The following is a 15,291-nucleotide window of genomic DNA, read 5'->3' as shown; positions in this document are numbered from 1 at the left end:
CAGGCTCAGCGGTAGCAAAGCCTGACCTCGGGATGGCCTTCCACGCCCTCCTGAAGCCCGGTGATCAGCTCGTCACAGGGCGATACCCGCCACTGCGGATCAAACTCCAGACAGCCGCCGGCCTGATGATTGCGATACTGAAGCCGAACGGGCAACCCCTGCTGGTCCAGATGCGGCGTCAGTCGATCCATGAGCGTGCGGCTGAAGCGGCCGTTGATGCGCTCGATATCGATGCTGATCTCGAGCGCCTCGCCAAAGCGGGCACGGGCCTCGACCATGGGTGTGACCTCCTTCGCCCGCAGGCGCAACCCGCCGGAGTAGTCGTCCAGGCTGACCTCGCCTTCAAGAATCACCACCCGGTCGGCCGCCAGATGCTGACGCACCTGGTCATAGAGCTCGCCGAACAGGGACGCCTCGATCCGGCTGGTGCGGTCATCAAGGGTGACAAAGGCGATGGTGTCCCCCCGCTTTGACTTCATGGTACGCATGGCAACGATCAGCCCGGCCACCCGCTGCGGCTCGCGCGACGGCCTGAGATCAACGATGCGGGTCGAGACAAAACGCTTGAGCTCGCTTTCGTACTCATCGATCGGATGACCGGTCAGATAAAGTCCGAGCGTGTCCTTTTCCCCGGCCAGCCGGTCCCGGTCGCTCCAGTTGCGCGCGCCGCGATGGTCACTGTAGACATCGATGTCGCCTGCCTCTTCGCAGACAAACGCCTCGCCGAACATGTCCACCATGCCGATGCTGGCATTGTTCTGGCTCTGCGACGCCGCGCGCAGGGCATCTTCCAGCGCCGAGAACAGCACCGCGCGCGACGGCCCCAGATGATCCAGCGCCCCGGAGCGAATCAGCGCCTCCAGCGTGCGCTTGTTCATGCGCTTGCCATCAATGCGACGGCAGAAATCAAAGAGGTCCTGGAAAGGGCCGCCGGCATCACGCGCCTCAACGATGGCGCCGATCGGGCCTTCACCCACACCGCGAATCGCTCCGAGGCCATAGACCACCTGCCCCTGCTCGTTGACGCTGAAGCGGTAGCTGCCGATGTTGACGTCCGGCGGGGTAACGGTGAGCCCCATGCGCCGGCACTCCTCGATCAAGGGCACCACCTTGTCCAGGTTGTCCATCTCGGTCGAGAGCACCGCGGCCATGAAGGGGCCCGGGTAGTGCGCCTTGAGCCAGGCGGTCTGATAGGAGACCAGACCGTAGGCCGCCGAGTGGGACTTGTTGAAGCCGTAACCGGCAAACTTCTCGACCAGATCAAAGAGGTTGCCCGCCAGATCAGCATCGATGCCGTTACTGGCACACCCTTCCATGAAGCCGGCACGCTGCTTGGCCATCTCCTCGGGTTTTTTCTTGCCCATGGCGCGGCGCAGCATGTCCGCCTGTCCCAGGCTGTAACCCGCCAGCACCTGGGCGATCTGCATCACCTGCTCCTGATAGAGGATGATGCCGTAGGTGGGTTCCAGCACGCTTTTGAGCAGCTCGTGCTGATAGTCGGGATGCGGATAGGCAAGCTCGGCGCGCCCGTGCTTGCGGTTGATGAAGTCATCCACCATGCCGGACTGCAGCGGCCCCGGACGGAACAGGGCCACCAGGGCGATCATGTCTTCCAGCGAATCGGGCTGAAGGCGCTTGATCAGCTCCTTCATGCCGCGTGACTCCAGCTGGAACACCGCCGTGGTCTCGGCCTTTTTCAACATGTCAAAGGTCGGCTTGTCATCGAGCGGGATGGTGGCAATATCCAGCCCTCCCTTGCCTTCTCGCGCCCGGACCGTATCGACCATCTCGAGTGCCCAGTCGATGATGGTCAGCGTCCGAAGCCCCAGGAAGTCGAACTTGACCAGCCCGGCCTCCTCGATGTCGTTTTTGTCGTACTGCACCATCAGCCCGCTGCCGTCCTCGTCGCACAACAGCGGCGAGAAGTCGGTCAGACTGGTGGGGGCAATCACCACGCCCCCGGCGTGCTTGCCGGTACCGCGGGTGATGCCCTCAAGCCGGCGCGCCATGTCCCAGATTTCCTGGGCATCCTCGTCGACCTCCAGAAACTCGCGCAGCGCGCTTTCCTGCTCGTGCGCCTTGGCAAGGGTCATACCGACTTCAAAGGGAATGAGCTTGGAGAGCTTGTCGCCCAGCGAGTAGGGTTTTCCCTGGGCACGCGCCACGTCACGGACCACGGCCTTGGCCGCCATGGTGCCAAAGGTCACGATCTGTGAGACGGCGTTGCGCCCGTAGCGGTCGGCCACGTAGTCGATGACCCGGTCACGCTTTTCCATGCAGAAATCGACGTCAAAGTCGGGCATGGAGACACGCTCGGGGTTCAAAAAGCGCTCGAACAGCAGATCGTATTCCAGCGGGTCAAGATCGGTAATTTCAAGCGCGTAGGCCACCAGCGAGCCGGCACCCGAGCCACGTCCCGGCCCCACGGGCACATCGTTTTGCTTCGCCCAGCGGATGAAGTCCATCACGATCAGAAAGTAGCCGGGAAAGCCCATCTGATTGATGATGTTGAGCTCGAAGTCCAGCCGCTCGCGATATGCCGGTTCGTGCTCTTCGCGCGAGCGGCCCGGATAGATGGGGCGCTCGCCGCCGAAGAGCAGATCCAGACGTCGGGTCAGGCCATCATGGGAGAGTTCGCAGAAGAACTCTTCCATGGTCTGGCCTTCCGGCACCGGATATTCCGGCAAAAAGATCTCGCCCAGGCGCATTTCGACGCTGCAGCGCGCAGCGATATGGACACTGTTTTCCAGCGCCTCGGGAATATCGGAGAAAAGTGCTGCCATCTCCTCGGGCGTTTTGAAATACTGCTCTTCGGTGTAGCGCGTCTCGCGACGCGGGTCGTCCAGCGCCTTGCCTTCACCGATCGAGACCCGGGTCTCGTGCGCCCAGTAGTCCTCGCGGGACAAAAAGCGCACATCGTTGGTCGCCACGACCGGCGTGCCGGTTTCCATGGCAAGCTCTACGCAGAGATGCAGGCATTCCTCGTCGTTTTCACGCGCCGTGCGCTGAAGCTCCAGATAGAACCGGTCGGGGAAAAATCGCTGCCACTCGGTGAGCAATTCGCGCGCGGTCTCGGTATGCCCGTGCAGCAGATAGCGCCCGATCTCGCCTTCGCGGGCACCGGACAGGGCGATCAACCCATCGCTTTGCTCGAGCACCCACTCCTTGTGCAGGTAGGCCCGCCCCTGCTGTTGACCGTGCTGCCAGGCCCGTGAAATCAGTTTGGTCAGATTGAGGTAACCAGTCTGATTCATGGCCAGCAGGGTCAGGCGGTAGGGATGCGCCGGGTCCTGAGGATTGTGGAGCCAGACATCGCTGCCCACGATGGCCTTGAGCCCGGCACCCTGCGCCTGTTTGTAAATCTTGACCAGACCGAACAGGTTGGTTTCATCGGTAACGGCCAGGGCGGGCTGGCCGATCTCGACGGCCTTTTGTGTCAGCGCCTTGAGCCGGATCAGCCCGTCGGTCAGCGAATATTCACTGTGCAGTCGCAAATGTACAAAGGGCGTGGTCATGGGTGCAGGCTCGCTATATTCAACGAATGGTCTCGGGGGACACCGGACAGGCAACGCCATGGTACCGATGAACACCGTTGCCGGGCCAGTGGCCTGGAAAGAGAGAAAAGCGTTAGCTGTTGGATTCAGTCCGCCAGCAGTGCCCTGACGGGTCGGAAGGAGCGCCGGTGCTCGGGCAGCGGCCCCAGACGGGCCAGCGCCTCCAGATGGGCCTTGGTCGGATAGCCCTTGTGGGCGGCAAAACCGTATTCGGGATGGCGAACGTCCAGCGAGTGCATCTGGGCGTCGCGGGCCACCTTGGCCACGATCGAGGCCGCCGCAATGGCTGCCACGCGACCATCGCCCTTGACAACGGCCTGGCCCGGCAGGCGATGCCCGGGCAGGTGATTGCCGTCAACGAGCAGATACTCCGGCGTGATCGACAGGCCATCAATGGCACGACACATGGCCAGATGCGTGGCGTGATAAATATTGAGCGTGTCGATTTCGCCGGGCGTGGCCTCACCCAGCGACACGGCCAGCGCCTGTTCGCGGATCAGGCGATCAAAACGCTCCCGGCGCGCCGGTGTCAGCTTTTTGGAATCCATCAACCCTTCGATGGGGCGCTCGGGATCGAGAATCACGGCGCAGGCCACAACGGTGCCGATCAATGGGCCGCGGCCCACTTCATCGACCCCCGCCAGACGCCAGCCCTGATAGGGAATGACCAGCGGCGACTGCTCGGCATTTGAAGTCATGATTTCGGGAATAAAGTTCATGGTCTGTCGTGGTGGTGTCTCAATGAGGCCGGTCTACCAGCTCGGTAATGGCCAGGGCGGCCCGCGCACTGGCACCGCGCTGAAGCGTTTTGTGCATATCGATAAAGCGCTCGCTCAGCGCACGGGCCTCGCTATCGTTTTCGAGCAAAGGCGCCAATGCCGCAGCAATTGCCTCGCCCGTAGCATCATCCTGAATCAGCTCGGGTACCAGACTTTCCTGAGCAATCAGATTGGGCAGGGAGATCCAGCGGGTCTTGACCATGCGTCGCGCGATCTGCCAGGTCATGGGCGCCATGCGATACGCCACCACCATGGGGCGATGGCAGAGCATGGCCTCAAGTGCCGAGGTGCCCGAGGTCAGAAGCACCGCATCGGCGGCCGTCATGACCTCCCACGCCCGGCCGTCCACAACCGTAATCCCCTGCTCGACTACGCCGTGCGCCAGCAGCTCGTCACGTCGTGTTGGAGTGGCAGCCGGCATGATGACTTCAAGCGCCGGCAGACGCTGTCTTAAAAGCCGGACGGCCTCAAGAAAAACGGGGGTCATGAAGCCGATTTCGCTGCCGCGCGAGCCCGGCAACACGGCCAGCACACGAGCGCTGTCATCAAGGCCCAGTGTCTGGCGCGCCTGATGACGGTCATTTTCCAGCGGCAGCTCTTCGGCCAGTGGATGTCCAACAAACCGAACGGGCACGTCATGGCGCTCGTAGAATTCGGCTTCAAAGGGCAGAAAGGTCAGCATCATGTCGACGGCGCGCCGAATCTTTTTGACCCGACCCTGACGCCAGGCCCAGACCGAGGGACTCACATAATGCGCCGTGGTCATGCCGCTTGATCTGAGCTGCGCTTCCAGCCCCAGATTGAAGTCCGGAGCATCGATGCCGATCATGATATCTGCGCCCCAGCTCTGCGCGTCGCGCCTTAAATGTCGGCGCACGCCTACCAGCTTCGGCAGATGCCTGAGCACCTCGACCAGCCCCATGATGGAAAGTGTTTCCAGCGGATAGAGGCTTTCGATCCCCTGCTCGATCATCCGGGGGCCACCGATGCCGCGAAAGCTCACATCATCACCGTAGTGATGCTTGAGCTCTCGCATCAGTGTCGCCCCCAGGATATCGCCCGAGAGCTCACCGGCTACCAGATAAACGCGCATCGTGGTTCTCTCCGGCAAGCGGCCTGCACCATCAGCGTGTCAGGCCACGCGATGAGCTTCTCAGTGAATCGATGAAAACATCAAGCCAGGCACTGCGGTTGTCCTGCTGATCAAGGGCTTCCAGGGCCTGCGCCAGCGTCTGCTGACTGCGAAACACCAGCTTGTAGGCACGGCGCAGCTCGCTGATCACTTCACTGTCAAAGCCACGGCGCTTGATGCCCTCGGCATTGAGCCCGTGCGTGGCGGCCGGGTTGCCGGTCACCATGACAAAGGCCGCGATATCCTTGGTGATGATGGAGCCGCCGCCGCACATGGCATAGGTACCCACGTGGCAGAACTGGTGCACGGCGGACAAACCGCCCAGAATCACGTTGTCACCGATATGGACATGGCCGCCAAGCGTGGCCTGGTTGGCCAGGATCACGTTGTCACCCAGAATGCAGTCGTGGGCGACGTGGGCATAGGCCATGAACAGCCCGCCGCTGCCGATACGAGTCACGCCCTGGTCCTGCACGGTGCCCCGGTGAACGGTCACGCCTTCACGAAAGATATTGTTGTCGCCGATCTCAAGACGCGTGGCTTCCCCGCGGTACTTCTTGTCCTGGCAGTCTTCACCGATGGTCGCAAACTGATAAACACGGTTGTTGCGACCCATCGTGGTGGGCCCTCTGACCACCACATGTGGCCCGATGACGCTTCCGGCGCCGATCTCGACATCGGCACCGATCACGCTGAACGGGCCGACCTCGACATCGTCAGCCAGGCGCGCAGCAGGATCGATGATGGCAGATGGATGAATCAAGAGACTTTCCTCTCGGCACAGATGATATCGGCTTCACAGACCACCTCACCACCGACGTGCGCACGGCAGGAAAACTTCCAGATGCCGCGGCGCGCCTTGAGCATGCGCGCTTCCAGCGTCAGCTGATCGCCCGGAAAGACCGGACGCTTGAGGCGAACATTGTCACTGCCGACATAGTAATAGATGTAGCCATCGGCCGGGCGCTTGTCGACCGTCTTGAAACCGAGAATACCGGCGGCCTGGGCCAGCGCTTCGATAATCAGGACCCCCGGCATGATCGGGTGACCCGGAAAATGCCCCTGAAAGAAGGGCTCGTTGTAGCTGACGTTCTTGCATGCCGTAATGCATTCGCCCAGCTCCAGCGCGGTAACGCGATCCACGAGCAAAAACGGGTAACGATGGGGGAGATATTCCTGGATCTCGTTGATATCCATGACCATGGGCTCACAACCTCTGACATAACGAAATGCCTGCCGAACCGGCAGGCATGTGACTGGCGGCCGCATGGCCCACCATTATGATATTTGCCGCGAAAGCGGCAATGGAAAACCAATTGTGCCAGCGACTCGAAAGCGCCTACTCACCGTCGCTCTGGCGTTCGAGACGAGTGATTCTTCTGGCCAGCTGATCAAGCTGTTTGAAGCGCACGGCGTTTTTGCGCCACAGCGCGTTGGGCATCGAGCCGGTACCGGACGAGTAGATGCCGGGCGCCTCGATGGAATTGGTGACAAGACTCATGCCGGTAATATTGACGCCATCGCAAAGCGTCAGATGGCCGGCAAGCCCGACACCGCCGCCCAGCTGGCAGTGTCGACCGACATGAGTGGAACCGGCAATGCCGACACAGCCGGCCAAGGCGCTATGATCGCCGATGTGCACGTTGTGGGCGATCTGCACCTGCGAATCGATCTTGACGTCGTGGCCGATGACCGTGTCATCCAGCGCGCCGCGATCGATACTGGTACAGCTGCCCACTTCCACATCATCGCCGAGAATGACGCCGCCGAGCTGCTCGATCTTGTGCCAGCCGCTGCCGTCGTGTGCAAAGCCGAATCCGTCGCCACCGATAACGGCGCCACCATGGATGATGGCGCGAGCGCCGATAATGACCCCGTGATAGAGCGTGACACCGGCATGGATCAGGCTGTCCTCACCCACCGTACAGTATTCGCCCACCACGCTATTGGCACCGACCGTGACCCTGTCACCCAGCGTGACACCCGCGCCGATCACCGCATGGGCGGCCACGGTGACATCATTACCCAGTCGGGCACTGTCATCGATCACGGCCGTAGGATGGATGCCGCCGCTCTGGCTGGGCAGAATCGGAGCGAAGCAGCGGGAAAGATGCGCATAGCCCAGATAGGGATTGTCGATGGCCAGTGCCGGCACCGGACACTGGGGGACCAGATCCGGATGCAGCATGACGGCGGCCGCCCGGGTACTGGCCAGATCCTTCAGATAGGCGCGATTGGCCAGAAAGGCAATGTCGGTGGTGCCGGCATCCTGCAGGGTCGACAGCCCGTCGACACGCACGGTGCCATCGCCATGAAGGGTGGCACCCAGACGCTGGGCGAGATCGGCGAGTGTATAGTCTTGACTTGAATATCTTGTCATCTTGGCGGAGCGACGCGCGCCTTCAGTTGAGCGAGTTGAAGGTTTGGGTCACTTCCTGAGTCAGGTCCAGCGCATCATCTGCATAGATCACGCTGTTACGATCGACCAGCACATCCACATTGTGACGCTTGACCACCTGTTCGATGGCGCGGTCGAGCTTGGGGCGAGCCTGCTTCAGGAAGGTCTCCTCCTGCTCGGCACGCTTTTGCTCAAGCTGACCACGCTGCTGCTGGAACTGACCGCCCTTCTGACGCAGTTGTTGCATGACGTTTTGCCGCTCGCTGTCGGACATTACATCACCATCGCTTTGCAGACGCTGCTGCAGACGCTGCACCTCTTCACCCAGTGACCTGACCTGCTGCTGCTGACTGCCCAGCTGATTTTTGAGCTGGTTCATCGACTGCTGCGCCGAGGTGGTTTCAAGCAAGGCCTGCTGCCAGTCCAGTACCGCCACCTCATTGGCCTGCGCAACTCCTGCAGCTGTACCCATTGCTCCGGTCATCGCCAGAGCCAGCATCCACTTACGCATTACACAACTCCTGAAATTCGTATCATTGTAACGCAATGGCCAATGATCAGAAGGTCTGGCCCAGCGAAAACTGGAAGAACTGGGTTTCGTCGTCATCCTTTTTATTGATGGGACGCGCTACCGAGAAGGTCAGCGGACCGACCGGCGTCAGCCAGGAAAGCCCCAGACCGGCACTGTAGCGAAGATCCCCCAGATCCACACCGGAGCTGCACTGGGAATCGCGGCCCGACTCCACGGGATAGCAATCGCTCAGGAAGGTATTACCGGCATCAATGAAAAATGAGGTCTGAACCTGGCGATGATCGTCGATAAAGGGCGTCGGGAAGATCAGCTCGGCAGAGCCTTCCAGCAGGATGTTGCCGCCCAGCGTATCGTCATCGCCTCTGTTGCGCTCGGTGGTGCGCTGACCCAGCGTGTTGCTGCGAAAGCCGCGAACGGAGCCTAGACCGCCGGAATAGAAGTTCTCGTAAAACGGCATATTGTCGGTGCCGCCGAAGCTATCGGCGTAGCCCAGCTCCGAGCGGAACTTGAGCGCCCACTCTTCGGTCTTGATCGGGAAAAGCTTCTGACCCTGATAGCGCAGCTTGTAGAACTGTGCATCGCCACCGGCCGTCTCGACGGAGGCGTTCTGATAGCTGCCGCCCGTGGGCAAAACGCCGCGGTTGAGGTTATTGCGCGTCCAGCCGGCCGTCAGGCTGTAGGTATTGAAGTCCTTGCCCTCATCGTTGATGAACTGAACGATTTCCGAGGGAGAGTCGTCATAGTCATCGACATGAAGACTTTCAAGATTGATGCCAAAATTCAGCCGTGACAGGTCGCTGATCGGATAGCCGAAATTCACCCCGCCGCCAAAGGCGTCGGTTGAATAGGTCGAGATATCAGAGTCCTCATAATCGGTGGCCCGATAGTAGAGGTTATAGCCACGCGAGATGCCATCCAGGGTCCAGTAGGGATCGGTATAGCTGAACCGCAGGTTCTGGTAGTATTTGCTGGTCTGTGCGCCGATGTCCACCCGATTGCCCGTGCCCAGAAAGTTGCGCTGGGACAGCGAGGCGCCATAGATGATGCCTTCGGACTGGGCAAAACCAAGACTTGCCGAGATGCTGCCCGAGGGCTGCTCTTCGACGTTGTAGGTGACATCGAGCTGGTCGGGTGTGTCGGCGACCGGCTGGGTATTGACCTCGACCTGGCGGAAAAAGCCGAGTCGCTCAAGGCGGGCCTGGGAGTCACTAATGGCATCAGTGGACGCCGGCGCCCCTTCAAGCTGGGTCATTTCACGACGCAGCACTTCATCAGCGGTGGTGGTGTTACCGCGGAAGTTGACGCGTCGGACATAGGCGCGACGGCCCGGGTCGACGTTGAAGGTCACATCGACCCGGTCATCGTTTTCGTGAATATTGGGCACGGCCTCGATACGGGCAAAGGCAAAGCCCTGCGCGCCGAGCGCCTTGCGAAGCGCCTCGGAAGACGCCGTCAGATCCGACTGGGAAAAGATCTCGCCGCTTTGTGCCTGCAGCAGACCACGAGCCTGCTCGTCGGGCATTTCGATGTTGCCGGCAAAGTTGATATCACCAAAGCGATAGCGCTGGCCCTCATCGATGTTGACCGTGACATAGATGGAGGACTTGTCGGGGCTGATCGAGACCTGGGTGGAGTCGATGGAGAAGTTGACGTAACCCCGATCGAGATACCAGGAGCGCAGACGATCCAGGTCGCCCTGCAGCTGCTCCCGGGAGTACTGATCGGACGAGAACCAGCCGAAGAACCAGCCCGGCCGGTCTTCAAGCTCGAACTGGCTCTGGAGGGTCTCATCATCAAAATCCTGGTTGCCCACGATATTGATCTGCTTGATGCGGGCCACGTTGCCTTCGTTGATATCGATATCAACCTGCACACGGTTTTGATCGCGCTGATGGACCGACGTCGAAATGCTGGCGCTATAACGCCCCTGCCCCTGATAGACCCGCTCGAGCTCGCGCTGCATCTCTTCAAGCGTCGAACGCTGAAGCACCTGCCCTTCGGCCAGGCCTGCATCGCTCAAACCCTGTCTGAGCTGATCCTCGGGAATCTTGGAGTTGCCGTTGATATTGATGGTGGCAATGGAGGGGCGCTCATCGACATCGATGACCAGGACATCGCCATCCCGGCCCAGCTGTACATCATCGAAAAGGCCGGTACGAAAAAGCGCCCTGCCGGCGTTGGAGATCGACTCATCGTTGACCGTGTCGTGAGCGGAAACGGGCAGCGCGTTGAACACGGTCCCCGCAGAAACACGCTGCAACCCTTCCACGCGAATATCGGAAACCTCGAAGGATACGGCAAACGCCGCCTGGGAGGCGCCCATTAACAACACCGCCCAACCTGTAGCTCTAATCTTCATGCCGTCATTTCGCTTGTTACAGAATTCCGCCCACTCGGGGCCCGCTTTTGCTCAAGGTTCATGCCAATGCCCTGACAGGGTCCAACAAAAAGGAAACCGTTTCGTTTATCGACATCGATGCTCCGAGCGGGAAGGCCAGTATGACACTCCAGATACGCCAGCAGTAGCCATCAACCACCCTGACGGGAACAGGCACCTTATACACAACCCCACCACCCTGACAAGCGCCGACGTCATGGGCTCGGTACAGAATTTGTAATAATGGCGACACCAGCCGCCCGGGCTGTCACGCCCGCAGCCATCGAAGCCGTCAAAGACGCATGATGTCAAAGTAAAAGGCCATCAGCATCAGCGAGGCGATCAGTGCCATGCCGATACGCAGCCCGAATGCCTGCACACGCTCTGATACCGGCCGCCCTCGAACAAGCTCAATGAGGTAATACACAAGATGGCCACCATCCAGTACCGGCACCGGCAACAGGTTTAGTACGCCAAGACTGATGGAGAGATAGGCCAGAAAACTGATAAAGGTTTCAAACCCTGACCGGGCCGAATCGCCTGCCACTCGAGCGATCGTGATCGGTCCGGAAAGGTTGGACGGTGAAATCAGACCCGTAATCATCTTGCCGATGGCGCCCACGGTCAGAGAGGTCATCTCGCCGGTTCGCGACAACGCCTGGCCCACAGCGCCCAGCGGCCCCCATGACAGGGTACGTTGATACTCCGGCGGCCAGCTGACACTGCCGGCTCCGGCGCCCATGAAGCCAGCGGTCTCTCCGTTTTGCTCGCGCGCCTCGGGCGTGACTGTCAGCATCATGTCGCGGCCGTCACGCTCTACTTGCAGCTCCAGCGGCGTATTGGCGGATGCCTGTACGCGGGAGACCAGCGCCTCCCACTGTGATACTGGCTGACCGTTTACTGATCTGATGCGATCGCCGGGCTCGAGTCCGCCCCTGGCCGCCGGACTGTCGTCAAGCACCTGCCCGATCACGGGCGCAATGTCAGGACGCCAGGGCATAAAGCCGAGCGTGCGCAGCGGTTCGGGCGGATCCTGACGCGCCATGAAGCGCTCGACCGGCAGCCGGTGCTCTTCAAGGCGCCCCTGGTCATTGCGCGTTGAGACCTCGAGATGACCGCTGGCACCGATCTCGGCCACCAGCGCCAGATTGACCCCGTTCCAGTCCGGCGTCTGGCGCCCCTGAACGGCCACGATTTCCTGACCGTTTTGCAAACCACCGCGTGCGGCGGGCGAGTCCGGGCTGACCTCGCCCACCATGGGCACAATCGCGGTCGTGCCCACCATGAACATGACCCAGTAGGCCACCACCGCCAGAATAAAGTTGGCCAGCGGCCCTGCGATCACTACGGCAATGCGCTTGAGAACATGCTGGCGATTGAAGGCCAGATGCTGTTCATCGGGCTCTACCGGCCCCTCACGCTCATCGAGCATCTTGACGTAGCCGCCCAGCGGAATGGCGGCCAGAGCAAACTCGGTGCCATGCCGGTCAACACGCGAGATCAGCGGCTTGCCAAAGCCTACCGAAAAGCGCAGCACACGAATGCCACAGCGCCGCGCCACCCAGAAATGACCAAATTCGTGAATCGTGATCAAAAGCCCCAGAACAACAATGACCGCCACGATGTTTTGCAGGATACCCATGGCTATCCTCCGACAGCCGTGACGGCCAGCTCGTTGATCACATTTTGTGCCTCGTCCCGGGCCTGACGGTCATGCGAGAGAATGACGTCAAGCTCATCGGCGCTGCACCGCTCGATGCGACCCATGACGGTTTCAACCACCACCGGAATATCGTTGAAGCCGATAGTGCCTGCCAGAAAGGCATCCACCGCGATCTCGTTGGCCGCGTTAAGCACGGCCGGCGCTGTCCCACCGGTCATCATGGCCTCGCGAGCGAGCCGCAGACAGGGAAAGCACTCAAGATCGGGCATCTGGAAATCAAGGCGAGCGATGGCAAAGAGATCCAGCGGCTCGACGCCGGCATCGATGCGCTCGGGCCAGGCCAGCGCATGCGCAATCGGCGTGCGCATATCGGGGTTACCCAGCTGCGCCAGCACCGAACCATCGCTATAGGCTGCCATGGAATGAATCACGCTTTGCGGATGCACGACCACATCGATCTGCTCAGGCGTGGCATCAAACAGCCAGCAGGCTTCGATCAGCTCAAGGCCCTTGTTCATCAACGTTGCACTGTCCACCGATATCTTGCGGCCCATGGACCAGTTGGGATGAGCACATGCCTGGGCCGGTGTGACCTGTGCCAGCGCCGCCCGGTCGCGATCCCGAAAGGGCCCGCCCGAAGCAGTCAGCAGCAATCGGGTAATGCCATGGCGTTCAAGCCCGCCTCGGTGCTCGCGCGGCAGGCACTGAAAAATGGCGTTGTGTTCGGAATCCAGCGGCAGCAATACCGCACCGGAACGGGCCACCTCACGCATGAACAGCGCACCGCTCATCACCAGCGCTTCCTTGTTGGCCAGAAGAATGCGACGCCCCGCGCGCACGGCCGCAAGCGTCGGCATCAGCCCGGCCGCGCCGACGATGCCGGCCACCACTACTTCGGCCTCACCGGCTACATTGCAAAGCGCCTGCTCGCCCCAGCTGACCCGGGTGGCCACGCCGTGTTCCTCCAGGGCCGCGCCAAGCCGGCGCGCGTCTGTTTCACTTCCCAGCACGGCATGCGCGGGCTGATGCTTCAGACACAGTGCCAGCAGCTTTTCAACGCTTGAATGCGCCGTCAGCGCATGCAGACGATAACGATCAGGATGGCGTTCGATGACATCAAGAGTACTGGTACCGATCGAGCCGGTAGCCCCCAGCAGGGTGACAGTCTGCATGAAAGAGATCCTGGAAGCTGAAACGGATGGGAGGCAAACAAGAGTGACCCGGACCGAGACGATTGCCCCTCATCGACATTCGATCGCGAGCCACAAAACGCATACTGGCGGTGCTTAACCGATCCAGGGCGCCAGCAGGGCAAAAATGGGAATGGCGGCCGTGAGGCTGTCGATTCTGTCCAGCACGCCACCATGGCCCGGCAACAGATTGCCGGAGTCCTTGATACCGCGATAGCGCTTGAGCATGCTCTCGTTGAGATCGCCCAGCACCGAGGCGGCCGTCACGATGGCACTGATGATGATCAACACCAGCGTCTGACCGATGCCCATGCCCTGCCAGAGCGCCATAAGCAGTGCCAGAAGGGCCGTCCCGCCCAGCGCCCCGTAAACGCCGGCCCAGGATTTTCCGGGGCTGACATTGGGCGCCAGCTTGCGGTTGCCATAGGCGCGACCGGCAAAATACGCCGCGATATCCGCGCCCCAGACCAGCAACAGGACATACAGCAGCCAGATCGGCGATTCACGCAGCAGCAACAGGCCGACCCAGCACGGCAGCAGCGCCCATAGCCCCATGGCATAGCGCACGCCACGGCTTTGCCACTGATCAAGCCTTTCGGGATAGCTGATGACCCAGTACAGACAAAGCAGCCAGCCCGCCAGCGCGATCCACAAGGGCCAGGTGTGAAGGGCCGCGCCGGAAGACCATCCCAACGCCATCAGGGCGATCAGCGTGACCGTGAACAGGGCACGATCCTTTAACGACTCGCCGCCGGAAAGATTGGACCACTCCCACGCAGACGCCGCGACCAGAAGACCTACAAAAGTGGCAAACCAGCCGCCGCCCAGCACGAAAAGCAGCACCAGTGACGTGGGCCCGATGGCTAGCGCTGTCAACACCCGTTGTTTAAGCACCCTGAACCTCGATTTGTTCGTCGGTCATGCCGAAACGTCGCTTGCGACCGGAATAAACGCTTAATGCCTCATCAAAGGCATCGCCACCAAAATCGGGCCAGTAAAGCGGTGAGAAGTAAAACTCCGCATAGGCCATCTGCCAGAGAATAAAGTTACTGATGCGCTGCTCGCCGCTGGTGCGAATGCACAGATCCACTTCCGGAATCCCGGTCGATGACATTTCACGATCAAAGAGGGTTTCGTCGATATCATCTGCTGCAAGACGGCCGGCCTCAACCTCTCGTGCCAGTCGTTGCGCGGCGCCGGTAATATCCCAGCGGCCGCCGTAGTTGACTGCGATGATCAGCTTCAGTCCCTGATTATGACGCGTCAGGTGCTCGGCCTTGTCGATGGCACGATTGAGCGAGGCCGAAAGCCTCGAGCGGTCCCCCACAATGCACAGGCGAATGCCGTTTTTATGCAGGCGGGACACTTCACGCTTGAGCGCCATGATGAAAAGCTCCATCAGGGCGCTGACTTCCTGTGCCGGGCGCTTCCAGTTCTCGCTGGAAAAGGCAAACAGCGTCACGGCCTCCAGATGATGCTCGGCCGCGCGCTTGATCACGGCCCTGACCGACTCTACCCCGGCATGGTGACCGCGTACGCCGGACAGCCCGCGTGACTTTGCCCAGCGATTATTGCCGTCCATGATGATAGCCACATGCCGGGGCATGTTTGAAAACTTGTCAGGCGTCATGACTTCTCACTGCAGACGCGGCAGCACGCCGCGCCC

12 protein-coding genes are annotated in these 15,291 nt (G+C 60.8%); all 12 read right to left on the bottom strand.

Going from position 1 to position 15,291, the window contains the following annotated elements; translation table 11 throughout:
* Positions 1–5 precede the first annotated feature (5 nt).
* The gene (dnaE, locus tag ACS92L_RS00135) at positions 6–3,515 is read right to left on the bottom strand and encodes a DNA polymerase III subunit alpha (protein WP_438766215.1); all 3,510 of its coding nucleotides are present in this window, start codon (positions 3,513–3,515) and stop codon (positions 6–8) included.
* 125 nt (positions 3,516–3,640) lie between these two features.
* Entirely contained in the window at positions 3,641–4,273 is a 633-nt protein-coding gene (gene rnhB / locus ACS92L_RS00130) for a ribonuclease HII (RefSeq protein ID WP_438766214.1), read from the bottom strand.
* 19 nt (positions 4,274–4,292) lie between these two features.
* Positions 4,293–5,426, bottom strand: a complete 1,134-nt coding sequence (gene lpxB, locus ACS92L_RS00125) for a lipid-A-disaccharide synthase (protein WP_438766212.1) — start codon at positions 5,424–5,426, stop codon at positions 4,293–4,295.
* A gap of 31 nt (positions 5,427–5,457) precedes the next feature.
* Positions 5,458–6,228, bottom strand: coding sequence for an acyl-ACP--UDP-N-acetylglucosamine O-acyltransferase (gene lpxA, locus ACS92L_RS00120; RefSeq protein ID WP_438766210.1), 771 nt, complete (start codon positions 6,226–6,228; stop codon positions 5,458–5,460).
* Positions 6,225–6,668: a 3-hydroxyacyl-ACP dehydratase FabZ gene (gene fabZ, locus ACS92L_RS00115; RefSeq protein ID WP_115854698.1), complete on the bottom strand. Its 444-nt coding sequence runs from the start codon at positions 6,666–6,668 to the stop codon at positions 6,225–6,227. The genes lpxA and fabZ overlap by 4 nt, the downstream gene beginning before the upstream one ends.
* A gap of 136 nt (positions 6,669–6,804) precedes the next feature.
* On the bottom strand, positions 6,805–7,845 hold the full coding sequence (gene lpxD, locus ACS92L_RS00110; protein ID WP_438766208.1) for a UDP-3-O-(3-hydroxymyristoyl)glucosamine N-acyltransferase: 1,041 nt from the start codon (positions 7,843–7,845) through the stop codon (positions 6,805–6,807).
* Positions 7,846–7,867: 22 nt separating this feature from the next.
* The gene (locus ACS92L_RS00105; protein WP_438766207.1) at positions 7,868–8,374 is read right to left on the bottom strand and encodes an OmpH family outer membrane protein; all 507 of its coding nucleotides are present in this window, start codon (positions 8,372–8,374) and stop codon (positions 7,868–7,870) included.
* A gap of 46 nt (positions 8,375–8,420) precedes the next feature.
* A complete protein-coding gene (gene bamA / locus ACS92L_RS00100) occupies positions 8,421–10,754 on the bottom strand; it encodes an outer membrane protein assembly factor BamA (RefSeq protein WP_438766206.1) in 2,334 nt (777 codons plus the stop codon).
* Between the two features lie 310 nt (positions 10,755–11,064).
* Entirely contained in the window at positions 11,065–12,414 is a 1,350-nt protein-coding gene (gene rseP, locus ACS92L_RS00095) for a sigma E protease regulator RseP (protein ID WP_438766204.1), read from the bottom strand.
* A 2-nt stretch (positions 12,415–12,416) separates the two neighbouring features.
* Positions 12,417–13,607: a 1-deoxy-D-xylulose-5-phosphate reductoisomerase gene (gene ispC, locus ACS92L_RS00090; protein ID WP_438766202.1), complete on the bottom strand. Its 1,191-nt coding sequence runs from the start codon at positions 13,605–13,607 to the stop codon at positions 12,417–12,419.
* A gap of 114 nt (positions 13,608–13,721) precedes the next feature.
* Entirely contained in the window at positions 13,722–14,519 is a 798-nt protein-coding gene (locus tag ACS92L_RS00085) for a phosphatidate cytidylyltransferase (protein ID WP_438766200.1), read from the bottom strand.
* Positions 14,512–15,255 carry a polyprenyl diphosphate synthase gene (gene uppS, locus ACS92L_RS00080; protein ID WP_438766198.1) on the bottom strand — a complete coding sequence of 248 codons (744 nt, stop codon included), beginning with the start codon at positions 15,253–15,255 and terminating at the stop codon, positions 14,512–14,514. The genes ACS92L_RS00085 and uppS overlap by 8 nt, the downstream gene beginning before the upstream one ends.
* Positions 15,256–15,291: the final 36 nt, after the last annotated feature.

The organism is Kushneria halocnemicola (assembly GCF_965650455.1).
Lineage (GTDB): Bacteria > Pseudomonadota > Gammaproteobacteria > Pseudomonadales > Halomonadaceae > Kushneria.
The sequence above is the reverse complement of the archived record's forward strand: the minus strand, read 5'-3'. Positions and strand labels throughout refer to the sequence as shown.